Genomic DNA, 22,609 nt, shown 5'->3' with positions numbered 1-22,609 from the left:
AATGTGGCGCCCTGGGTCGCTCCGCTGAAATCGACGCCATGACCACCACTCAACAGGCACCCGCTCCGGATGCGGTTCAGCTGTGTACCGTCCGGAAGGTCTACGGAGCCGGCGGCGGCTCGGTTACCGCGCTGGACGGCATTTCCATCGGTTTTCCGCGCGGAACGTTCACGGCCGTCATGGGTCCGTCCGGCTCCGGGAAATCCACGCTGCTGCAGTGTGCGGCCGGCCTGGACCGGCCCACCGAAGGACAGGTGATGCTGGCCGGCGTCGACATCGGACGAGCGGGTGAGCGGGAGCGCGCCGGATTGCGGCGCGACCACATCGGCTTCGTGTTCCAGTCCTTCAACCTGGTCGAATCGCTGACGGCGGCGCAGAACGTGGAACTCCCGTCGCGTTTTGCCGGGCGCCGGGTCAGCCGTGAGCGGGTCGACGCCGCGCTCGCCGCAGTCGGGCTGGAGGAGCGGGCGGGGCACCGGCCGAGCGAGCTGTCCGGCGGTCAGCAGCAGCGCGTCGCGCTGGCCCGGGCGCTCGTGACCCGGCCGGAGATGCTGTTCGCGGACGAGCCCACGGGTGCCCTGGACACGACCACATCGCGTGAGGTGCTGCGGATGATGCGCCTGCTGGTCGACGAGGAAGGGCAGACCACCCTCATGGTCACCCACGACCCGGTGGCCGCGGCGGTCGCAGATGCGGTCGTGTTCCTCAAGGACGGCCGCATCGCGGACCGGATCAGCCTCAACCGGGACTCCGACGTCGGCAACGCCGCCTCGATCGCGGCCCACATGGCGAGTCTGGAGGCGTGATGCTGGTCTTCGCGAACGTCCGTGAGCGCTGGACCAGCTTTCTGGCGGCCTTCGTCGCGGTGCTGGTCGGCGTGGCGCTCATCACGACGACCCTGATCATCTACGACTCCTCCCGCCCCGAGCTCCAGTCCCGCCTGACGGCCGCCTCCGCGCTCGCGATCCCCGAGCGGGCGGTCGACCAGGACGGCAGCCCGGCGGATCGGGTGCCATGGAGCCGGAGTGAGGCCCAGCCACTGATCGACGAGCTGGGCGCGGTGCCCGGTGTGGGCTCTGTCGTGGTGGACCGCTCGTTCTACGCGCAGGCGTTCCTCGGCGGCAGACCGGTCGAGGACGAAGGAGCCCTGGAGGCGGGGCACGGCTGGTCGAGCACGCGGCTCGCTCCGTACGAGCTCGTCACGGGACGGGTGCCGGTCACGGCCGACGAGGTCGTGGTGGACCGGGCACTCAAAGTGGCGGCGGGCACGACGCTCACAGTGAACCTCACCGCCGGGCGTACCGCGTTCCGCGTGGTCGGCACCGTGGACGGACCGGGCTACTACTTCACCGACGACTTCGCCACGCGGCAGGAGCCGGGCGTCGGTGCCCTCGCGATCCTCGCCGACAAGGGCGCGTCCGTCAGCGACATCAGGGCAAGGGCCGAGAGCATCGTCGGGGACAGGGGCACCGTGGTCTCCGGCGACGGCCGGTCCGTGCTCCAGCCCAAGTACGTGGAACACAAGCGGTTCCTCGGCACGCAGCTCATCGGAGCCATGGCGACGCTCGGCCTGTTCACCACCGTCTTCGTGGTCGCGTCCATGCTGGTCCTGGCGACCGGGCTCCGGCGGCGGGAGATCGGACTGCTGCGGATGATCGGTGCGGCTCCGCACCAGGTGCGCCGGATGATTCTGGGCGAGGCGGGCCTCATCGGCCTCCTGGGTTCGCTGGCCGGCTGCTCGGCGGGTATCGGCGCCGCGCCGCTGCTGCGCGACATCCTGCGGGGGCTCGACGTGACGCCGCCGGATCTCACGGTGCGGGTGACCCTGTGGCCGCTGTTCACGGCGGCCGCGATCGGCGTCGGCGTCAGCGTCCTGGGGGCCTGGACATCCGGCCGGGTGGCAGCCCGGGTGGCGCCGATAGAGGCACTGCTGGACAGCAGGGCGAACAGTCGGACAATGAGCCGCGCCCGCTGGATCGGCAGCCTGACCGTGCTCGGCCTCGGTGTGGCGCTCACGATCGCGACCGCCGCCGTCGGCGCCGACGACCGGATCAACATGGCGATCTTCGCCACGATGGTGCTCATCGTGGCGGCGGCCCTGCTCGCCCCGGTGTTCATCGGCCCCGTCGGACGGGCGCTCACCTCGCCGTTCACGCATCTCGGCTCGGCCGTCCCGCTTCTCGTGCGGGCGGAGCTGCACGCCGACGCGCGCCGGGCGGCGTCACTCGCGGCCCCGGTGATCGCGGCCGTCGGTTTCGCCGTCCTGCTCAGCGGCATGGTGGACACGATGCGAGTGGCGTACCCGGCGGGCGACGCGCTCAAGCTCACGGGACAGGTGATCGTGACGCCGGACGGAGCACCGGGCAACACCGACGAGGTGGTCGCTGCCAACCCCGTGGGCAAAGCCATGCTGCCGACTCGGGCCTTCGTCCGCGACAAGGACGGCACGCTCACCGCCATCGACGCGCTCGGCTCGCGCGACCCGCGCTGGGACAGACCGGGCGAGGCGGTGCTCGGCAGGAAGACGGCGGACTTCCTGGGCGTGAAGGCCGGTGCCGACTACGCGGTGAGGTTCGCCGACGGTGCCACGGTGAAGTTGCGCATCGCCCGCGTCCTGCCGGACGAACCCGCCCGAGGAGACTTCGTGATGTCTCGTCAGCTCGTGCGTGCGCACGACCCGGGCGCGCTCACCGACGACATCTTCGTCCCGGTGCGGCTGAAGCCCGCCTCGGCCGTTCCCGGCACGGCCGTGCACGACGCGGTGCGGTACGCGCTCGACGACTACGCCACCGACGCGAAGCTGACCGACAGCCTCGCGGTCATGCTGATCGTCGTCGCCGTCGGCTACAGCGGGATCGCCGTGGCCAACAGCATGGCCATGGCCGCGCACGGCCGACGCCGCGACTTCGCCGTGATGAAGTCGGCCGGCGGCACGGTGCGGCAGCTCCTGCTGTTCTCCGTTGCCGAGACCTCCCTCGTCGTCACGGTCGGCGCGGCACTCGGGGTCCTGGTGACCTTGGGCCCGCTGGCCGGCATGGCGTCCGGGCTGTCCCAGGCGACCTCCACGGAAGTCGGCCTGCACCTGAACCTGCCCACCATCGCCGCGGTGGTCCTCGGCTCCCTCGTGCCGGCGATCGCGGCGAGCGCGGTTGTCACCTGGCGGACCATGCGTCGGGAGGCGGCGTAGGACGGCAGCGCCCGGCACACGGGCCGGGGCCGGCGCCCTGGCCCGTCGTCTTCTGCGGGAAGCACGCCGAGCCCGCACGGGTCGGGGTTCGGGGCCGGTCCAGCTCCACACCCATGGAGATGTGCTGGTGGGCGCCCCGCGGAGAGGTTCCGCTCGGCCGCTCTGCCTGCTCTCGCTCCGCAACCGGGCCGAGGGCGCGGCCCCGGGGCCGCGCCGGGTGCTGCGCTGCGGGAACATCCGGGCGCGGCCCGTCAGTGGCACAGGCGGGTGTTGAGCCGGGCGGCCCGGCGCGTCAGGTAGTCGCGCTCGGCGAGATTGGGGGCCTTGGGGGCCGCCTCGGCGTACAGCCGTGCCGCCGTCGCCAGGTCGCCGTCGCGCTCGTGGAGGTACGCCGCCACCGCCGTGTGGCGGGGCAGTGAGTCGTCCAGCTCCGCGAGCGCGGCCAGCCCGGCGCGCGGTCCGTCGGCCTCGCCGACGGCCACCGCGCGGTTGAGCCGGACGATCGGGCTGCCGGTGAGGCGTACGAGTTCGTCGTACCACTCGACGATCTGTACCCAGTCGGTCTCCTCGGCGGTGGGCGCGTCGGCGTGGAGTGCCGCGATGGCTGCCTGGGCCTGGAACTCGCCCAGCCGGTCGCGGGCAAGAGCCGCCTGCAGGATCTCGACGCCCTCGGCGATCGACTCGGTGTCCCACCGGCCGCGGTCCTGCTCGGCGAGCGGCACCAGGCTGCCGTCGGGCGCGGTCCGGGTGGCGCGCCGGGCATGGTGGAGCAGCATGAGGGCCAGCAGTCCCGCCACTTCGGGGTGGTCGATCGCGGCCGCGAGCTGCCGGGTGAGCCGGATGGACTCGGCGGCGAGGTCGACGTCGCCGGAGTAGCCCTCGTTGAAGACCAGGTAGAGGACGCGCAGCACGGTGGCCACGTCGCCCGGCTGGTCGAACCGCACGCCGGAGACGGTGCGCTTGGCGCGGCTGATGCGCTGCGCCATGGTCGCCTCGGGCACCAGGTAGGCCCGGGCGATCTGGCGGGTGGTGAGCCCGCCGACGGCGCGCAGGGTGAGCGCGACCGCGGACGACGGCGTGAGCGAGGGGTGGGCGCACAGAAAGTAGAGCTGGAGCGTGTCGTCCCCCGCGGGCGCCGGCCCGGGCGCCGGCTCCTCGTCGGCGAGGTCCTCACGCCGGCGGCGGGCGGCGTCCGCCCGGGTCGCGTCGAGGAACCGGCGCCAGGCCACGGTGATCAGCCAGCCCTTCGGATCCCGCGGCGGCTCGGCCGGCCAGACGCGGACGGCCTCGACCAGCGCGTCCTGCACGGCGTCCTCGGCCGCCGCGAAGTCGGCTCCGCGGCGGACGAGGATCCCGAGCACGCTCGGCGTGAGGCTCCGGAGCAGGGCCTCGTTCATCCGGGAGGTCACTCCGTGATGGTGGGCGGCGCGGTCAGGAACGGGCGCAGTTCGAGCCACTCGTGGATCGGCTTCCCACCCGCCCCGGGGGCGGCCGACAGTTCCCCGGCCAGCTCGATGGCGCGCTCGTAGCTGTCGACGTCGATCACCATCCAGCCGGCGATGAGGTCCTTGGTCTCGGCGAACGGGCCGTCGGTGACCGGCGGGCGCCCCTCACCGTCGTACCGGACGAATGTTCCCTCCGGGGAGAGCGCCTGACCGTCGACGAACTCGCCGGTCCCCTCCAGCCTGTCCGCGAAGTCCTGCATGTACTGCACGTGCGCCGAGATCTCCTCCGGCGTCCACCGGTTCATGGGCACGTCGTTGACCGCAGCCGGAGCGCCGCGGTAGTGCTTGAGCAGCAAGTACTTGGCCATCGTGTTTCTCCTCGGTACTGGTGCGACCCATTCTGGTCACGTTCACCACGGGGACGGAGCCGGGCACGGGATCTCGACATCGCCGTCCGAATCTTTTTGACTCTCGTGGATGAGCCCGGGTGAGGCGTCTCCTGGCGTCCGGATCCACGGCGTGGCGCGAGGGCGCCCCGAGCGACCCGAGAGAGCCGGAGAGGGCCTGCGGGAGCCGGGGGCCGGGCTACGATCGATCGCCGGACAGGAGCGGCGCGGTCGAGCAGGCCCCGTCCGCTCCGATGATCCGGCATGCACGTCGGCAAGGAGTCAGCACGAGTCCGCTCGCACCTGGTCGCGGTGAATCACACGTGCGGATCGGCGAAGTACGGCAAGAGTCATGTGACCAGGCAGCACACGACCATCAATCTGATCCGGAAGAGCAGTGGGGAGAGAACGTGTTCTACTACGTCCTCAAGTACGTCATCATCGGGCCGCTCCTCCGGCTGTTCTTCCGCCCGAGGATCGAGGGCCTGGAACACATTCCCCAGGACGGCGCGGCCATCGTCGCCGGTAACCATCTGTCGTTCTCCGACCATTTCCTGATGCCCGCGATCCTCAAGCGGCGCATCACCTTCCTCGCCAAGGCGGAGTACTTCACCGGACCGGGCGTGAAGGGGCGGCTGACCGCCGCCTTCTTCCACGGCATCGGGCAGATTCCGGTGGACCGGTCGGGCAAGGATGCCGGGCGGGCGGCCATCCGCGAGGGGCTCGGGGTGCTGGGCAGGGGCGAGTTGCTGGGGATCTATCCGGAAGGCACTCGTTCGCACGACGGCCGGCTGTACAAGGGCAAGGTCGGCGTGGCCGTGATGGCGATCACGGCGCAGGTGCCGGTGGTGCCGTGTGCGATGGTCGGTACGTTCGAGATCCAGCCGCCGGGACAGGTCGTCCCGCGTATCAAGCGGGTCACCATCCGCTTCGGTGAGCCGTTGGAGTTCTCCCGCTACGCCGGTCTGGAGAACGAGAAGGCCGCGATCCGGGCGGTCACCGACGAGATCATGTACGCGATCCTCGGGCTTTCCGGGCAGGAGTACGTCGACGAGTACGCGGCCAAGGTGAAGGCCGCAGAGGCCGCGCAGGCCGGGCCGTCGAAGAAGTTCCCGAAATGGCGACGCTGACGGCGCATCCGCGACGGACGGACTCCGCCGGTCCGGACAGGGGCACGGGCGGCCGGTGGTCCGAGACCACCGGCCGCCCGTGCCCGTGAGGTGTGACCGTTACGGCTTGGGTGTGGCGTGCGGGGCGCACGTCACGTCGCTGCGGTCGGTCTTGCCGGTGAGCAGGTAGGTGTCCACCCGCTCGTTGATGCAGGGGTTGACCAGGCCGGTGACACCGTGCGATCCGGCGTCGCGCTCGGTGATGAGGCGCGAGCCCTTGAAGCGCTTGTGCAGTTCGACGGCGCCCTGGTACGGGGTGGCGGCGTCACGCGCGGACTGCACGATCAGCACCGGGGGCAGGCCCTTGCCGGTCTTCACGTTCAGCGGGGTCTGCTGCTTGGCCGGCCAGGTCGCACAGGGCAGGTTCATCCAGGCGTTGGCCCAGGTCATGAACGGGTAGTCCTGGTGCAGCCGGGTGTTGTCGCGGTCCCACTTCTGCCAGCTGGTGGGCCACTTGGCGTCCGTGCACTCGACCGCCGTGTACACGGCGTTGCTGTTCTCCGAGGAGATGTTCCCCGCGATGTCCGACATGTCCGGGGCCGCGGCGTCGACCAGAGCCTGGGTGTCGCCGCCCCGGTAGTCGCTCCAGGTCTGGGCGATGGGCGCCCAGGTGGAGTCGTAGTACGGGGCACTCTGGAAGAAGCCGATGAGCTCGGCGGGGCCGAGGACGCCACCGATCGGGCTCTTCTTGGCCTCGGCACGCAGCTTCAGCCACTCCTCCTCGACCTTCTGGGGGGTGGCGCCGATGTGGAAGACGGAGTCGTTCTCGGCGACCCATGCCTTCCAGTCGTCCCAGCGTCCCTGGAAGGCGATGTCCTGGTTGAGGTTGGCCTGGTACCAGATGTTGTCCTTCGCCGGGTTGACGACACTGTCGACGACCATGCGGCGGACATGGGTCGGGAAGAGCGTGCCGTAGACCGCGCCCAGGTAAGTGCCGTAGGAGACGCCCAGGTAGTTGAGCTTCTTCTCACCGAGGGCGGCGCGGATGACATCCAGGTCGCGTGCGGTGTTCGGCGTGGTCATGTGCGGCAGCATGTCGCCGCTGCGTTCCGCACAGCCGTCCGCGTACTCGGCGGCGAGCTTGCGCTGCGCGCGCTTGTCGGCCTCGGAGTCGGGTACGGGATCGGCCTTCGGGGCCTTGACGAACTCCTGGGGATCGATGCAGGAGATCGGCGCGGAGTGACCCACGCCCCGTGGCTCGAAGCCGACGAAGTCGTATGCCTTCGCCGTATTCGTCCAGAGGGGGTTCTTCGTGGTGATCCGGGTCGGGAACCGCAGCCCCGAACCGCCGGGACCTCCGGGGTTGTAGATCAGGGCGCCCTGTCGTTCGCCCTTCGTGCCGGTGCTGACATGCCGGTCGACAGCGAGCTTGATCTGCTTGCCGTCGGGCTTGGCGTAGTCGAGCGGCACGGTCACCCAGCCGCACTGGATCGGCTTGGCCAGGGCCCAGTCGGCCGGACAGTCCTTCCAGTCGATGCCGGACTTGGCCGCCCGGGCGGCGGCGAGCTGAACGCCGCGGACCTCGGAACCGTGGTGCCGGCCTTCGGCGGTGGCCGCCGGTGCGGCCACCGCGCCCGCTATGAGCGTGCCCGCGATCAGAGCACCGGCCGAGCCGAGCGCTGCTGTGCGTCTCAAGTGGAACCTCCCCCAACTGTGAAGCGCCGCCGGTGGCAGCGCAGTTCATACATGTCCTCCCGCGGATCCTGTCGTCTGTGGGGTTCCTGAGAACAGGCCGTGCAGTTACTTCTTTACCGAATCGATAACCGGACACCCGTGTCCCGCTGAGCGGAGTTCACCTCTCCGGCCTTCCAACACCTCGCTGAGTGCGTCGTCCAGAACCCTGCGCAGCAGGCGTGCGTCGGGGGCGACGGCCGTCACCAGCACAGCCGGGCCGACGAGCGGCGCGAGGACGGCAGTCGGTGCCAACAGGCGCGCTTCGAGACGCTTCTCGTCGAACGAGGGGTCCACCACCAGGAGTTGACCGACGGCCCGGTGGCCGCCCAGGACGGCCGCGCCGTCCCATCCGCCGGGTGCTCCCGGCCCGTACGCCATCTGCTGGTCGATCAGCGGACGGCCCGCGCGGTGTACGGAGAGGCGGCTGGTGAGGGTGCCGGTGCTCTCGCCGTGGCGGCCGAGGATCTGCTCCTCGCGCAGCACCAGCCGTGCGGTGGGGGCGAGTTCGACCCGTGTGGCCATGCGCAGGACGCTGCGGTGCGCCGAGACGAGCTGTTCCGGAAGCCAGCGAAGCTCGGCCCGGTCCGCCACGTTCAACTCGATGTCGTACGTGGCCGGTTCGGCGGCCGTTCCCGGTCCGGGCAGGGCGACGGTCGCCGCAGCCGCGTCGACGGTGAGCCGAGCGCCCTCCTCGACCTGCGCCTCGATGGCGAGCCGGTCGCCGCCCAGCGGCGCGCTCATGGCGCCGACGACGGTGACACGGGCGTACGAGCCGTTCGCCGCCCGGGTGCGGCGCAGGGCCAGGGGGCCGTCGCTCGCCAGCACGGGGAGCGAGGTGGCGCCCCGGCTGTCGAGGGCGGCGGTGATTCTGGCGGTGGCCCGGACGCTCATGCGGTCCAGGCGGCGAGCTGCCCCCGTACCCAGTCGGCGACGGGCCCCACACCTTCTTCGGAGGTGAGCGAGGTGAAGGCCACGGGGAGCCGGCCACGCTGCTGTGCGGCGTCCTGGGCCATGCGGTCGAGATCGGAGCCGACGTACGGGGCGAGGTCGGTCTTGTTGATGACGAGCAGGTCGGAGGTGGTGACGCCGGGGCCGCCCTTGCGCGGGATGTCGTCGCCGCCCGCCACGTCGATGACGAAGATCTGGGCGTCGACCAGGCCCTTGGAGAAGGTGGCGGTCAGGTTGTCGCCACCGGATTCGACGAGGATCAGATCGAGCGGCCCGACGGTGTCCTCCAGGTCCTCGACGGCTTCGAGGTTGGCGGAGATGTCGTCCCGGATCGCGGTGTGCGGGCAGGCACCGGTCTCCACGGCCTGGATGCGCTCCGGTGGCAGGACGGCGTGACGCAGCAGGAAGGCGGCGTCCTCCCGGGTGTAGATGTCGTTGGTGACCACGGCGATGGAGAGCTGGTCGCGCAGGGTCCGACAGAGGGCGGCGACGGTGGCGGTCTTGCCGGAGCCGACGGGTCCGCCGAGTCCGATGCGCAGAGCGCGGCGGGTGCCGTCGGGGCGGGCGGCATCGGCTCCCACGGCGGCGGGGCCGTGCTGGGTGTGGTCGAGGTGCATGGTGTGCGGCTCCTGGTTCGTGCGGGTCTACGAAGCGAACAGGCGGACCGGCCAGGCCGCGTGTGCCTCGGCGGTGATGTCGAGCAGGGGGGCGGAGGCGGCGGGCAGCGCGTCGACGGTTCCGTGCGCCGCGGCGGCCGCTTGTGCGGCGATCAGGTCGAGTTCGGGTGCGAGTCGGGCGAGGACGGCGGTGGCCTCGAAGGGGTCGAGGGACAGGAGGCGGACGACGGCGGTGGCCGGTCCGCTGACGGTCTCGTAGGCGGCGCAGTGCGCGGCTTCCTCGGGGCCGAGCCCCGCCGCGCGTGCGGTGAGGCCCAGCACGACGGGCTGGTGGGCGCCGCGCGGCCGGGCCAGGGCGAGCGCGTCGAGTTCGGGACCGGGCCAGGTCGCTCGGGCCGCCCGCATCAGCTGCCGGCCGAGCCTGCGGGCGACGGCCCGTAGCGCGGGTGACGGGGTGCGGGCGTCGGCGGCCTCGTCGAGCGCGAGCGGGTCGTGGCCGTGGGCGGCCGCCGCGGCAAGCGCGGCGGCCGTGAGTCCGGTGGTGTGGAGGCGTCCCCTGCAGAACTCGGCGAGGTCGGCGGCGTCGCGGATGCGACCGTCCTTCACGGCCGGTTCGGCTCCGCCTGAATGGGCGTGGCCGCCGGCGGGGAACCGGCCGTCGGCGAGGACGAGCAGAGCGGCGCGGCTCATCGCAGGGTCCGCATCAGAAGAGGAAGTAGCGTTGGGCCATGGGCAGTTCGGCGGCCGGTGCCGGTTCGACCGGGGTGCCGTCGATCGTCACGGCGAAACTGTCGGGGTCGACATGGACCTGCGGCATCGCGTCGTTCTCGCGCATGTCGGCCTTGGTGACGCCTCGTGTGCTGGTGATCGGCACGAACCGCTTGCCGAGACCGAGGCGCTCGGGCAGCCCGTCCTCGATGGCCGCGTTCGCCACGAAGTTGAAGGAGTTGGCCGCGGGGGAACGGCCGACCGCGCCGAACATCGGGCGGGGCAGCACCGGCTGCGGGGTCGGGATGGAGGCGTTGGCGTCGCCCATCTGCGCGTACGCGATCTGGCCGCCCTTGATGACGGTCTGCGGCTTGACGCCGAAGAACGCCGGTTCCCACAGCACCAGGTCCGCGAGCTTGCCCGTCCGGACCGAGCCGATCTCCCCGTCGAGGCCCTGAGCCACCGCGGGATTGATCGTGTATTTGGCGACATAGCGACGGACTCGTTGGTTGTCGGCCCGTCCGTCGCCGGGCAGTGCCCCCCGGCGCCGCTTCATCACATGGGCGGTCTGCCAGGTGCGCAGGACCACTTCGCCGATGCGGCCCATCGCCTGGGAGTCGGAGGAGATGATCGAGATGGCCCCGAGGTCGTGGAGGATGTCCTCGGCCGCGATGGTGGACGGCCGGATCCGCGATTCCGCGAAGGCGAGATCCTCCGGCACTGCGGGGTTGAGGTGGTGACAGACCATCAGCATGTCGAGGTGTTCCTCGATGGTGTTGACGGTGTGCGGCCGGGTCGGGTTGGTCGAGCTCGGCAGGACGTTCGGCTGGGACACGACGCCGATGATGTCCGGGGCGTGCCCACCCCCCGCGCCCTCGGTGTGGTAGGCGTGAACGGAGCGCCCGGCGATGGCGGCCAGGGTGTCCGCGACGAATCCGGCCTCGTTGAGGGTGTCGGTGTGGATGGCGAGCTGGGCGCCCGTCTCCTCGCAGACGCTCAGGCAGGCGTCGATGACGGCGGGGGTGGCGCCCCAGTCCTCATGGATCTTAAAGCCGAGTGCTCCGGCGCGCAGTTGGGAATGCATGGCCTCGCGCGACATGGTGTTGCCCTTGCCGAGCAGCCCGATGTTGACGGGGTACGCCTCCAGCGCTCCGAACATCCGGGCAAGGTGCCATGGGCCCGGAGTGATGGTGGTGGCCTTGGTGCCCTCGGCCGGTCCGGTGCCGCCGCCCACCAGCGTCGTGGTTCCGGAGGAGAGCGCCTGGTCCACCAGGGTCGGCGAGATCAGGTGCACATGGGCGTCGATGGCGCCGGCGGTGAGGAACTTCCCGTTGCCCGCGATGATTTCGGTCTCGGGCCCGATGACCAGGTCGGGGTGGATCCCGTCCATGGTGTCCGGGTTGCCGGCCTTGCCGATCCCGGTGATCCGGCCGTCGCGGATACCGATGTCCGCCTTGACGATGCCCCAGTGGTCGATGATCACGGCGCCGGTGATGACGGTGTCGGGGGCGCCTTCGGCCCGGGTGGTCCGTGCCTGGCCCATCGACTCGCGGATCACCTTGCCGCCGCCGAAGACGGCCTCGTCCCCCGCGAGTCCGGGGCCGCCCGATCGGTCCTCCTCGATCTCGACGAACAGATCCGTGTCGGCGAGCCGGATGCGGTCACCCGTCGTGGGGCCGAACAGGTCGGCGTAGACCGCGCGGTCGAGTTCAGCCATCGAGGGCACCTCCGGTTTCGCCGCGCAGGCCGGGGACGACGCGCCGTCCGGCGAGGGGCACGAGCTCGATGTCGACCGGCACACCGGGCTCGAAGCGCACGGCGGTCCCGGCGGCAATGTTCAGCCGCAGTCCGCGAGCGGCCGAACGGTCGAAGTCCAGGCCCGGGTTGGTCTCGGCGAAGTGATAGTGCGAACCGACCTGGATGGGCCGGTCGGCGGCGTTGAGGACGGTGAGGCGGGTGACGGGCCGGCCCTCGTTGAACGGCACGGGCCCGTCCGCGTACAGGATCTCTCCGGGAATCATCGGTGACACCTTCAGTCAGACGATCGGCTCGTGGACGGTGACGAGTTTCGTGCCGTCGGGGAACGTGGCCTCGACCTGTACGTCATGGATCATCTCGGGCACCCCGTCCATGACGTCCTCGCGGGAGAGCACGCTGCGGCCCGACGCCATCAGTTCGGAGACCGTACGGCCGTCGCGCGCACCCTCCAGCAGATGTGCGGTGATCAGCGCGACCGCCTCGGGGTGGTTGAGCCGCAGCCCGCGGTCCCGGCGCTTCTGAGCCACATCCGCAGCAACATGGATGAGCAGGCGTTCCTGCTCATGCGGGGTCAGTTGCACGCTTCCACCTCACAGTCCGGTGCCCAGTACCGGCCCTGGGCGCAGCGAGACACTAGCCGCCTTCAACGAACTGTTGAATATCGAGCCGGTCCCTCGCGGCGAGATATTGCACGTTAGAGCCGAAGTTTTTCCGGCGCGTTAACTGATCTTTTGCAGATCCGACGAACGATCCCTCTTCTTGAACCGAAGCCCGCCGGACACTGGGGAACCGGTCCGTATACGGCGCGGTCATGGTCACCGCACAGGGCCCGCACCTGCTGACCGCGTCCGCGGCAAGCCCGACCGTGGCCCAGCCGCTGCGCGAGGCGGTCACGGCCCAGGCACCCGCGGACTCTCAGGTGCGGGTCACGGATGCGTTCCCGCACCGCGAATCGTCAGACGAACCGCGCCGCACGGCGTTCCCGCGTCACCGCGTCACCGCGTCACCGCGTCACCGCGTCACCGCGTCACCGAACGAACCGGGCCGCACCGCGTTCCCGCGTCACGGAGCGGCAGCTGGGCACTCAGCTCCCCTGCTCGTGCTGCCCCCTGTGCTCCGCGGCGATACCGAAGCTCCGCCGTTCGCCGGGAGCGGACACGGAGGAGCCGATCGAGGAGACCGAGCTGATCACCCGTTCCTCGGCAGCTTCCTCACCGCTTTCGAGTCGCTCCAGGTCAGCGGCCGAAACAAGCGCCACGAGCGGCTTGCCGTGCCGCGTCACGACCACTCGTTCGCCACCGTAGACGACGCGGTTGATCAGATCGGCGAGCTCAGCTCGGGCTTGCGTCACCGGAATCTCGTAGGCCATGCTTCCTAGCTTATGTAATGTCCACCTCGTCCGCCGTGGTCCGTGGCGACAGCGATGATCCAGGTCAGAGGCTGTCGCGTGCTCTCGTCCGTGAGAGATGTGCGGGACGAAGGGCTGTCCCGTAATCCCTGGCGGGTCTCAGCGGGGATCGACGCCTCACACGACGCCATCGGGCGGGTGCAACCAGACGTCCTGGCCGTGAGGTCTCCCGGCCGGCCCGAAGGCGTCGGCCGGCGGCTCACCGAGACCGACTTACCGCCCGCACAGGGCGGGCGGTATGCCCGGGCGTCCGTCGCGCGGGTACCAGCCCGCAGTGTCCTCGTCGCACCACAGCCCGTCCATCCGGTCTCTCACCCACATCGCCGTCGTACCGCCCAGGTCGCTCGCCCGCGCGATCTGCGTGGTCGGAAACGGGACCTGCTCACCGGAACGGGGACAGAGCGACAACTGGCACCTCGACAACTGCATCGGACTTCGAAACAGCCACGAGCATGCCCGCTGATCAGGCTGACGCATAAGGAAACTCCCATATCCCCGACAGAGTCAAGTCGGCGCCGGGGCTCATCCCTTGCGACCGGGTGGCGAACGGCATGGGAAAGAGATGATCCACATCGAGATGATGCAGGCCCGTGGCCATCCGGCGGTACCAAGCCGCCCGAGTGTGAAATCCGCTCGTACAAGACGGGCCGCTACTACCTTCGGGTGATACGCGCTTACGAGTCTTGCGCCTCAAATCCCCCTGTGGGTCACTGAAATGGCGAACGGGCGGGCTGCACATCCCTGACCGAGGAAGTTGAGAACAGACAGCACTTGCCGGATCTATTCCGTGCCCGAGAAAAAGTTCCGGCAGCTTAGGCCCGGGCCGGGCCCCGGCCTTGTGCGCCCGCTCCCCCTGAACTCTCTGCAATGCCAACAACTGCGTGCCAGCACACGTGGCGTCACTTGAATTCGTCGACAACCGACCTTTCCGGCGGAAGCCGAACACGTGGGCCGGGCACGCTCCGCCGGTCCCCGTATGTGCCGTCGGAGAACAAGGAGCGTTGTACATGCCTCTCTCCCGACCAGGGCTCCACCAGCGACGGAACCGTGGTGACCATCACGGGAACACACCTGCCCCATGGGCCCGTGCGACCGAGTTCGAATGACAGCCCGACGGTGGACAGCCAAGACCGAGGCAATGGTTCGGGATCCGGACAACAGCCCCGACCTCGTGATTCCCGGACCACTCGCTCCGGTCATCGAAAATCGCGAGTACGAAGCGCCCACCGCAATGGCGACGGTACTCGAAATTTCCTCAAGGAGTTCTGCATGAAGGAGAAATCCCACGACGTCCTGACGTCCGGTCCTGATGAATCCGCAATCGCCACAAGCAGGTTCACCAGTCCGGAGAACGGTATCGAGAAGAACCTCGCCGGAGTGCTGGCCGACGTCATGTGCGTCGAACATGTGTCGATCGACAGCAATTTCTTCGACGACCTCGGCGCCAACTCATTGGTGATGGCTCATTTCTGCGCCCGAGTCAGAAAGCGAGAAGACCTTCCCTCGGCGTCGATGAAGGACATCTACCGGCACCCGACGATCCGCAGTCTGGCGACGGGGCTCGCGAACTCCGCCCCCGTCGAGCCGTCGGTCCCGGCGCCGTCCATGGGGGTGACCCCCGTCGGCACGGTGCGGTACGCCCTCTGCGGAACCCTGCAGTTCCTGCTTTTCCTGGGATACTTATTCTTCGCCGGACTTGTTGGCAACCGAGGCTACGCATGGGTCTCCGCCGGGTCGGGTGTGATCGATGTGTACCTGCGATCGTTCGTCTTCGGAGGCATCGGCTTCGTCGGTCTGTGCACCTTCCCCATCGCGGCCAAGTGGCTCCTCATCGGCCGGTGGACATCACGAAGTTTCCCGGTCTGGGGTCTGACCTATCTGCGCTTCTGGACCGTCAAAGTGCTGATCCACGCCAACCCGATGACCTTCTTCGTCGGCAATCCCCTGTACGTGCTGTACCTGCGAGCGCTGGGCGCACGGATCGGCAAGGGGGTCACGATCCTCTCCCGCAACGTTCCGGTATGCACCGACCTCCTCACGGTCGGCGCCGGCACCGTGATCCGCAAAGACTCGTTCTTCCTCTGCTACCGGGCACACGCCGGACGTATCCAGACCGGCCGGGTCACCCTCGGCCGGGACGTGTTCATCGGCGAGAAGACCGTGATCGACATCGACACGTCGATGGGTGACGGGGCCCAACTCGGCCACACGTCCACGCTGTACAGCGGCCAGGCGGTCCCGGGCGGTCAGAGCTGGCACGGATCCCCGGCACAGCTCACGCAGCACGACTACCTGAGGATCGGGCCGGCCGCATGCGGCACGCTGCGCCGGGCCGGCTTCGGCCTGATCACCGTGCTTCAGCTGTTCTTCCTCTACGTGCCGCTGTCTGTCGGGGGCGCGTACATGCTGGTGACCCTCGTCCCGGCGCTGGACAACCGGCTGGGCACGGTGGATCTCACGTCACTGGATATCTGCATCGACGCGCTGATCCTTTCCCTGCTGCTGTTCTTCGGCTTCGTCGTCGTGGGCCTGGCCGTGATGTTCACCGTTCCGCGCCTGCTGAACCTGTTCGTCAAGCCGAACACGATCTATCCGCTGTACGGGTTTCACTACTCGGCACACCGGGCGATCGGGCGCATGACCAACATCAAGTTCTTCACATGGCTGTTGGGTGACAGCTCCTACATCGTCCACTACCTGCGCGGCATCGGATACGACTTGTCCCAGGTCGAGCAGACCGGGTCGAACTTCGGCACGGAAGTGCAACACGAGACCCCGTTTCTGTGCTCGGTCGGGAGCGGGACGATGGTCGCCGACGGGCTCTCCATCATCAACGCCGACTATTCGAGCACGTCCTTCCGGGTGTCCCGGGCCTCGATCGGGTCGAACAACTTCCTCGGGAACAACATCGCCTATCCCTCGGGGGCCAGGACGGGCGAGAACTGCCTCCTCGCGACGAAGGTGATGGTTCCGCTCGAAGGCGAGGTGCGCGAGGGAGTGGGCCTGCTGGGCTCGCCAAGCTTCGAGATTCCCCGGTCGGTCGAGCGCGATTCCCGGTTCGACCATCTGCGCACCGGCGACGAGCTGCGCCACCACCTCGCCGCGAAGAACCACTACAACATCCGCTCGATGGTCTTCTTCCTGCTCGTGCGGTGGCTGCACTTCTTCGTGCTCACGATGCTCGGCCTGGCGAACGCCGAGCTGTACGACTCCTACGGGCATGTGCTGATCGCCGTGTTCCTGGCGTCGAGCCTCGGGTTCACCGCCCTCTACTTCGTACTGGTGGAACGCGGCATCGCGGCGTTCCGCGCGCTGCAACCGCAGGTGTGCTCCATCTACGACCCGTACTTCTGGTGGCATGAGCGCCTCTGGAAGGTGCCCGACACCTACCTCAACATCTTCAACGGCACCCCCTTCAAGAACGTGATCTGGCGGATGCTGGGGGTCCGGATCGGCAGCAGGGTCTTCGATGACGGCTGCTACATGACGGAGCGGACGCTCACCAGCATCGGGAACGACTGCACGCTGAATGCGGGAAGCAAGATCCAGTGCCACTCGCAGGAGGACGGCACCTTCAAATCCGATCGCAGCACCCTCGGCGCCGGCTGCACCATCGGTGTGGGAGCCCATGTCCATTACGGCGTGACGATGGGCACCGGCGCGGTGCTCGCACCCGACTCCTTCCTCATGAAGGGCGAGGAGGTCCCCGAGCACGCACGCTGGGGAGGAAATCCCGCCACGGAGACGCGAGTTGCCCCTCATCAGCCCGAGGCGCTGACGCGGAAGGGATAGCAGCGCCGCCCTTGTCGGCGCTGAACAGCACGATGGCGAAGGCGAATGGAGAGGGACGACCAGATGGGAATGCAAGCGCAGGCCGACCGGGAGTTCTGGCGCGCTGTGCTCGTCGCCGGTGGATTCACCGAAATCCCGCGGTGGACGCTCGATCCGGCGAAGGGCATCGGCGAACACGAGACGCCGGTCCCGGACGACGTCGTCGCGGCGTTGCGCCGACTGGCCGAGGACCTGGCGGTACCACTCGACTCGGTGCTGCTGGCAGCGCACTCCAAGGTGCTCGCCGCGCTGTCCGGAGAGCACGAGGTCGCAACCGGATACGTCACCGCTGAGGGCGGCCGACCGCTGCTCTGCCGGCTGACGACCGGGCCCGACTCGTGGCGGACGCTGCTGCTGGACGCTCATCGAGTCGCGTCGGGCCTGCTGCGGCACAAGGACTACCCGGTCGATGAGCTCAGGTGCGAACTGGGCCTGGCAGAACCGTCGATCGAGGCTGTTTTCGATCCGCACGGCGTGGGCGGCGAAGTCGCCGGTAGCACCATGCTGTGGGTGGGATTTTCACAACGCGGCCGCCACCTTGTGCTGCGGCTGCGCTATCGGACCGACGCGCTCGATGAGGACTGCGCCGTCAGGATCGCCGGTTATCACCTCACCGCACTCGCGCTGATCGCCGCCGATCCGGACGCCGAGCACGGGCGGCAGAACCTGCTCTCCGCCGAGGAAATCCATTTCCAGCTCGAATCACTCGCCGGCCCACGCCGGGAACTGCCGGACCACCGCTTCCACGAACTGTTCGAGCAGCGGGTGGCGGCACGCCCGGACGCCGTCGCCGCGGTGCACGGTGAGCAGCAACTGACGTATCGGGAACTCAACGCACGCGCCAACCGGGTGGGTCGAGCCCTGCTGGCGCGGGGGCTGCGCCCCGAAGGTGTCGTCGCAGTGGTGACCGAGCGCAACCTGGACTGGATGGCCGCCGTCCTCGCGGTCTTCAAGGCCGGCGGCGTGTATCTGCCCATCGAGCCGCATTTCCCGGCCGACCGTCTCGCGACCATGCTCTCCCGTGCCGCATGCGAGCTCGTGCTGACCGAACCCGGCAGCACTACCACGCTCGACCAGGCCCTCGACTCGCTGTCCGGCGTCCAGAAGCTCTTCGTCCGCGCAGCGTACGAGGAAGACCACGCCGACGATGATCTGGGCCTGCGCATCGCACCGGACCAGCTCGCCTACATCTACTTCACCTCCGGCTCCACAGGTGAGCCCAAGGGTGCGATGTGCGAGCACGCGGGCATGCTGAACCACCTCTACGCCAAGATCGACGACCTGGAGATCGGCGAGGGACAGGTGGTCGCCCAGACCGCACCCCAATGTTTCGACATCTCGCTGTGGCAGTTGGTGTCCGCGCTCCTGGTCGGGGGGCGGACCCTCCTGGTGGAGCAGGAGGTGATCCTGAACGTCCAGCGGTTCGTCGACAAGATCGTCGACGGCCGGGTCGCCGTCCTCCAGGTCGTACCCTCCTACCTGGACGTGGTCGTGTCCTGGCTGAAGCAGCACCCCCGCGAGCTGCCGGACCTGCGGTGCGTGTCGGTCACGGGCGAGGCGCTGAAGAAGGAGCTCGTGCAGCGCTGGTTCGCCGCCCAGCCCGGGATCAAGCTGGTCAACGCCTACGGGCTGACCGAGACCTCGGACGACACCAACCACGAGGTCATGGGACGCGTGCCCGACGGAGACCGGGTCCTGCTGGGGCCCGCCGTCAACAACGTGCACGTCTACGTCGTCGACGAGCACCTGATCCCGGTGCCGCTCGGTGCCCCCGGCCTGATTGTCTTCTCCGGCGTCTGCGTCGGCCGCGGATACGTCAACGACCCCGAGCGCACCCGGCAGGCCTACCTGGCCGATCCGCACCGTGAGGGCGCCCGCCTCTACCGGGGCGGCGACTACGGCCGCTGGACGCCCGAGGGAAAGCTGGAGTTCCTCGGCCGCCGCGACACCCAGGTGAAGATCCGTGGCTTCCGGATCGAGATCGGCGAGATCGAGAACACCCTGTTGCAGGTGCCCGGTGTTCGCGACGGTGCGGTCGTGGTCACCGAGCGGGCCGACCGGAGCAAGCACCTGGTGGCGTTCTACTCCGGTCGGCGGCCACTCAAGGCCGACGTCCTGCCGGACCGGCTCGGTGAGTCGCTGCCCGTGTACATGGTCCCGACGGCCTTTCACTGGCGGGAGACTCTGCCGCTGACGGCCAACAGCAAGATCGACAGAAGGACCCTGCAGGCACTCGCCGGAGAGCTCGACGCCGTCCGGGACGACTACCGCGCGCCGGATACGCCGACCGAACAACAGTTGGCGGCCGCATGGGCGAAGGTCCTCGGCATCCCGCAGGACCGGATCGGACGGCGGGACCACTTCTTCGACCGGGGCGGCACGTCGCTGTCGGCGGTGAAGCTGGCCATCGTCCTGGACCGTGCGGTGTCCCTCAAGGATGTCACCGGTCACCCGATCCTCGCCGATCTGGCCGGGCTGATCGACGGCAGGTCCGTGCGGCGTGCCGGGCTGCTTCAGCCGCTGTCGAAACCGGAGGGTGCGCAGACCGCAGCCCTGGTGTGCTTCCCCTGTGCCGGCGGCAACGCGGTGAACTTCCAGCCGATGGCCGGAGCGCTGCCGGACGGCGGACCGGCGGTCTACGCCGTCGAGCTGCCCGGTCACGACGTGGCCGCCGACAGCGAATCGCTCGTGCCGATGACGCAGGTGGTCGAGCAGGTCGTCGACGAGATCATCGGGCGTGGCCTGACCAGGGTCCTGCTGTGGGGCCACTCCTCGGGAACCGCGCCGGCGGTGGAGACGGCCAGAAAGCTGCGGGAGCGCGGGGTGGACGTCCAACGGGTCTTCCTCGGCGCGCAACTGCTCGGTGACGCCGACGACCGGCGCGCCACCATCACCGAGCTGACCGGACGGAGCAACGCCGAGATCGCCGCGAGCCTGAGCACGCACGGCGACCACACCTCGCTCGGTGAGCTGAGTGCGCAGCACGCCGAGCACGTCAGCGCCGCCTACCGGCACGACTGCGTGTCCGCACACCACTACTTCGCCGACGTCCTGGAGCACCCGCCGGCGCAGAAGCTCTCCGCGCCGGTCACCGTGGTCGTTGCCGCGGACGACCCGAGCACGGCGGAGTACCCGCGCCGGTACCTCGACTGGCAGCTTCTGGCCGAGCAGGTCGACCTGCACGAACTCTCCGACGGCGGCCACTACTTCCTGCGTACCCGTCCGGCCGAGGCAGCAAAGGCCGTGCTGCACGCCGCCGAACTGTCCGCTACTTCCTGAGTATCGGCTGAAAGGAAAACGAGATGTCGTTCACATCCACGGCGTTGCTGGTCGACGTGGAACTGAATACCGGCGCACCCCCACGGGTGCGGGCCGAGGCCACCGGAGACGCGCCGGCCTGGGCAGCCGGGCACCGGGACGCGCTGCGCGCAGTCGTCGCCGAGCATGGTTCGGTCCTGGTCCGGGGCCTCGGGCTGCGCGATGCGGCCGAGACCGGAGCCGTCTTCTCCGAGCTGGCCACCGGTCTGATGACCGAGCAGGAGGCCTTCGCACCCCGGCAGTCCTACTCCGACGGGCTGCACTCCCCATCGAAGTGGCCGCCGAACCAGCCCATGTGTATGCACCACGAGCTGAGCTACACGCTTGAGTTCCCCGGCCTGATGATGTTCGCCTGTCTCAGCGCGCCCACCGACGGCGGGGCGACCGCGGTGGCCGACTCACCGACTGTGCTGGACGCGCTGCCCGCCGAGTTGACCGAGCGGTTCGAGCGCGAGGGCTGGCTGCTCACCCGCAGCTACAACGACGAGATCGGCGCGTCCGTCGCCGAGTCCTTCGGCACGGACGACCGGGGCGCCGTCGAGCGCTACTGCCGCACCAACGCAATCGCGTTCGAGTGGCAGCCCGACGGTGGGCTGCGCACCAGACAGCGCCGTAGCGCCGTGGTACGCCACCCGGTCACCGGCCGACGCTGCTGGTTCAACCAGATCGCGTTCCTCAACGAGTGGACGATGGCCCCCGAGGTGCACGAGTACTTGGTGGACGTGTACGGCGCCGACGGGTTGCCGTTCAACACCCGATTCGGCAACGGCGACCCGATCGGCGAGGACGTCGTCCAGCTGCTCAACAGCGTCTACGAGGCGAACACCGCACGCGAACCGTGGCAGGCCGGCGACCTGATGCTCGTCGACAACGTCCGCACCGCGCACAGCAGAGAGCCCTTCGAGGGACCGCGCGAGCTGCTCGTCGCCCTGGCCGAACCTGTGCGTCTGGCCGACTGCTCACCGACCGTGGAGGTGACCACGCGATGACCACTGTCGATTCCACCGCGAGTGAGTCCGCAGGCGTCGCACTGATCACCGTGCCACCGTTCGCGGTGATCTCCGGTGACCAGGTCCGGCGCACACTGCACGGATGCGAGAAACGGATCACGGAGTTGGTCGAGACCACCTACCGGGTGCACGGCGCCGGTGACTCGGTGAACCCGCCGTCGTACTTCCTGCGTTTCCCCGACCGCCCGTCGTCCCGGATCATCGCGCTGCCCGCCTCGATCGGTGGGGACACACAGGTGGACGGCCTGAAGTGGATCTCCAGCTTCCCGGAGAACGTGACGGCGGGCATCCCCAGGGCATCGGCCGTGCTGATCCTCAACGACCATGACACCGGCTACCCGTTCGCCTGCCTGGAGAGTTCGATCATCAGCGCCACCCGGACGGCCGCGTCGGCGGCGTCGGCGGCCGACTGGCTCAGCCGTGACCGGTCGCGACCGACGCGCGTCGGGTTCTTCGGGGTGGGCCTGATCGCCCGCTACATCCACACCTTCCTGGTCGGTACCGGCTGGTCGTTCGACGAGATCGGCGTACACGACCTGTCCGCCGACAGCGCGGCAGGCTTCCGCTGCTACCTGGAGCAGTCGGGCACCAGCGGCCGCATCACCGTGCACGACAGCGCCGAGCAGTTGATCCGAAACAGCGACCTGGTGGTCTTCGCCACGGTCGCCGGTCAGCCGCACGTCAGTGACCCGTCATGGTTCGCACACAACCCGCTGGTGCTGCATGTGTCGCTGCGCGACCTCGCGCCGGAGATCCTGCTCGCCTCGACCAACGTCGTCGATGACGTCGAGCACTGCCTCAAGGCCGACACGTCGCCGCATCTGGCCGAGCAACTCACGGGCAGCCGGGACTTCCTGCACGGCACGTTGGACGACGTGATGGCCGGGCGGGTGACGGTGCCGACGGACCGGCCGGTGGTGTTCTCGCCCTTCGGCCTCGGGGTGCTCGACCTCGCGGTGGGCAAGTACGTGTACACCGAAGTGGCTCGCCGCGGAGAGTTGCACGTCGTCGACAACTTCTTCCACGAACTGAGCCGGTACGGATGAGCAGGCCGAGAGTCCAGAAGGCTCCTTCACGGCTGGTCCCGGGAGGAGACCACCGGTCACGTCGCCGCAGGTCCTGACACATGAGACAGCGGCCGCTGGCGCAG

The 22,609-nt window shown here is 69.2% G+C and carries 17 protein-coding genes; 7 read left to right on the top strand and 10 right to left on the bottom strand.

Annotated elements, in window-relative coordinates:
• Positions 1 to 38: 38 nt before the first annotated feature.
• Both ACFVUT_RS21830 and ACFVUT_RS21825 read left to right on the top strand, forming a co-directional pair.
• Positions 39 to 806, top strand: a complete 768-nt coding sequence (locus ACFVUT_RS21830; RefSeq protein WP_389658870.1) for an ABC transporter ATP-binding protein — start codon at positions 39 to 41, stop codon at positions 804 to 806.
• Positions 806 to 3,187 carry an FtsX-like permease family protein gene (locus ACFVUT_RS21825; protein WP_389658867.1) on the top strand — a complete coding sequence of 794 codons (2,382 nt, stop codon included), beginning with the start codon at positions 806 to 808 and terminating at the stop codon, positions 3,185 to 3,187. Before ACFVUT_RS21830 ends, ACFVUT_RS21825 begins: the two co-directional genes overlap by 1 nt.
• 251 nt (positions 3,188 to 3,438) lie before the next feature.
• Here ACFVUT_RS21825 and ACFVUT_RS21820 read toward each other — a convergent pair whose 3' ends face one another.
• Together ACFVUT_RS21820 and ACFVUT_RS21815 are read right to left on the bottom strand one after the other, a co-directional pair.
• Positions 3,439 to 4,584, bottom strand: a complete 1,146-nt coding sequence (locus tag ACFVUT_RS21820) for an RNA polymerase sigma factor (RefSeq protein WP_389659035.1) — start codon at positions 4,582 to 4,584, stop codon at positions 3,439 to 3,441.
• A gap of 8 nt (positions 4,585 to 4,592) precedes the next feature.
• Positions 4,593 to 5,000 carry a YciI family protein gene (locus ACFVUT_RS21815; protein WP_389658864.1) on the bottom strand — a complete coding sequence of 136 codons (408 nt, stop codon included), beginning with the start codon at positions 4,998 to 5,000 and terminating at the stop codon, positions 4,593 to 4,595.
• Positions 5,001 to 5,428: 428 nt separating this feature from the next.
• Here ACFVUT_RS21815 and ACFVUT_RS21810 point away from each other — a divergent pair, with 428 nt between their 5' ends.
• On the top strand, positions 5,429 to 6,148 hold the full coding sequence (locus ACFVUT_RS21810) for a lysophospholipid acyltransferase family protein (protein ID WP_389658860.1): 720 nt from the start codon (positions 5,429 to 5,431) through the stop codon (positions 6,146 to 6,148).
• Between the two features lie 99 nt (positions 6,149 to 6,247).
• Here ACFVUT_RS21810 and ACFVUT_RS21805 read toward each other — a convergent pair whose 3' ends face one another.
• The 8 genes from ACFVUT_RS21805 to ACFVUT_RS21770 all read right to left on the bottom strand — a co-directional run bounded on the left by ACFVUT_RS21805 (position 6,248) and on the right by ACFVUT_RS21770 (position 13,261).
• Positions 6,248 to 7,822: an alpha/beta hydrolase gene (locus ACFVUT_RS21805; protein ID WP_389671025.1), complete on the bottom strand. Its 1,575-nt coding sequence runs from the start codon at positions 7,820 to 7,822 to the stop codon at positions 6,248 to 6,250.
• 105 nt (positions 7,823 to 7,927) lie between these two features.
• Positions 7,928 to 8,752, bottom strand: a complete 825-nt coding sequence (locus ACFVUT_RS21800; protein ID WP_389660433.1) for an urease accessory protein UreD — start codon at positions 8,750 to 8,752, stop codon at positions 7,928 to 7,930.
• Entirely contained in the window at positions 8,749 to 9,426 is a 678-nt protein-coding gene (gene ureG / locus ACFVUT_RS21795; RefSeq protein ID WP_389660435.1) for an urease accessory protein UreG, read from the bottom strand. The genes ACFVUT_RS21800 and ureG overlap by 4 nt, the downstream gene beginning before the upstream one ends.
• 27 nt (positions 9,427 to 9,453) lie before the next feature.
• Positions 9,454 to 10,116: an urease accessory protein UreF gene (locus ACFVUT_RS21790; RefSeq protein ID WP_389660438.1), complete on the bottom strand. Its 663-nt coding sequence runs from the start codon at positions 10,114 to 10,116 to the stop codon at positions 9,454 to 9,456.
• Positions 10,117 to 10,129: 13 nt separating this feature from the next.
• A complete protein-coding gene (locus ACFVUT_RS21785) occupies positions 10,130 to 11,851 on the bottom strand; it encodes an urease subunit alpha (RefSeq protein ID WP_389660441.1) in 1,722 nt (573 codons plus the stop codon).
• A complete protein-coding gene (locus ACFVUT_RS21780) occupies positions 11,844 to 12,155 on the bottom strand; it encodes an urease subunit beta (protein WP_389660444.1) in 312 nt (103 codons plus the stop codon). The genes ACFVUT_RS21785 and ACFVUT_RS21780 overlap by 8 nt, the downstream gene beginning before the upstream one ends.
• Positions 12,156 to 12,170: 15 nt before the next feature.
• Positions 12,171 to 12,473: an urease subunit gamma gene (locus ACFVUT_RS21775; RefSeq protein ID WP_389660447.1), complete on the bottom strand. Its 303-nt coding sequence runs from the start codon at positions 12,471 to 12,473 to the stop codon at positions 12,171 to 12,173.
• A 503-nt stretch (positions 12,474 to 12,976) separates the two neighbouring features.
• Positions 12,977 to 13,261 (bottom strand): type II toxin-antitoxin system Phd/YefM family antitoxin, encoded by a 285-nt coding sequence (locus ACFVUT_RS21770; RefSeq protein WP_389660450.1) that lies wholly within the window; start codon positions 13,259 to 13,261, stop codon positions 12,977 to 12,979.
• Between the two features lie 1,308 nt (positions 13,262 to 14,569).
• On the opposite strand from ACFVUT_RS21770, the gene ACFVUT_RS21765 reads away from it, so the two are divergent.
• The 4 genes from ACFVUT_RS21765 (at position 14,570) to sbnB (ending at position 22,505) form a co-directional block, all read left to right on the top strand.
• Positions 14,570 to 17,092 carry a Pls/PosA family non-ribosomal peptide synthetase gene (locus tag ACFVUT_RS21765; protein WP_389660453.1) on the top strand — a complete coding sequence of 841 codons (2,523 nt, stop codon included), beginning with the start codon at positions 14,570 to 14,572 and terminating at the stop codon, positions 17,090 to 17,092.
• Between the two features lie 63 nt (positions 17,093 to 17,155).
• Positions 17,156 to 20,410, top strand: coding sequence for an amino acid adenylation domain-containing protein (locus ACFVUT_RS21760; RefSeq protein ID WP_389660455.1), 3,255 nt, complete (start codon positions 17,156 to 17,158; stop codon positions 20,408 to 20,410).
• A 23-nt stretch (positions 20,411 to 20,433) separates the two neighbouring features.
• Positions 20,434 to 21,438 carry a TauD/TfdA family dioxygenase gene (locus ACFVUT_RS21755; RefSeq protein ID WP_389660457.1) on the top strand — a complete coding sequence of 335 codons (1,005 nt, stop codon included), beginning with the start codon at positions 20,434 to 20,436 and terminating at the stop codon, positions 21,436 to 21,438.
• Positions 21,435 to 22,505 (top strand): 2,3-diaminopropionate biosynthesis protein SbnB, encoded by a 1,071-nt coding sequence (gene sbnB, locus ACFVUT_RS21750; RefSeq protein ID WP_389660459.1) that lies wholly within the window; start codon positions 21,435 to 21,437, stop codon positions 22,503 to 22,505. Before ACFVUT_RS21755 ends, sbnB begins: the two co-directional genes overlap by 4 nt.
• The last annotated feature ends 104 nt before the right edge of the window (positions 22,506 to 22,609 follow it).

This window comes from Streptomyces sp. NPDC058051, from assembly GCF_042885475.1.
Classification (GTDB): domain Bacteria; phylum Actinomycetota; class Actinomycetes; order Streptomycetales; family Streptomycetaceae; genus Streptomyces.
Note: the sequence above shows the minus strand (reverse complement) of the source record. Positions and strands in the feature narration are given on the sequence as shown.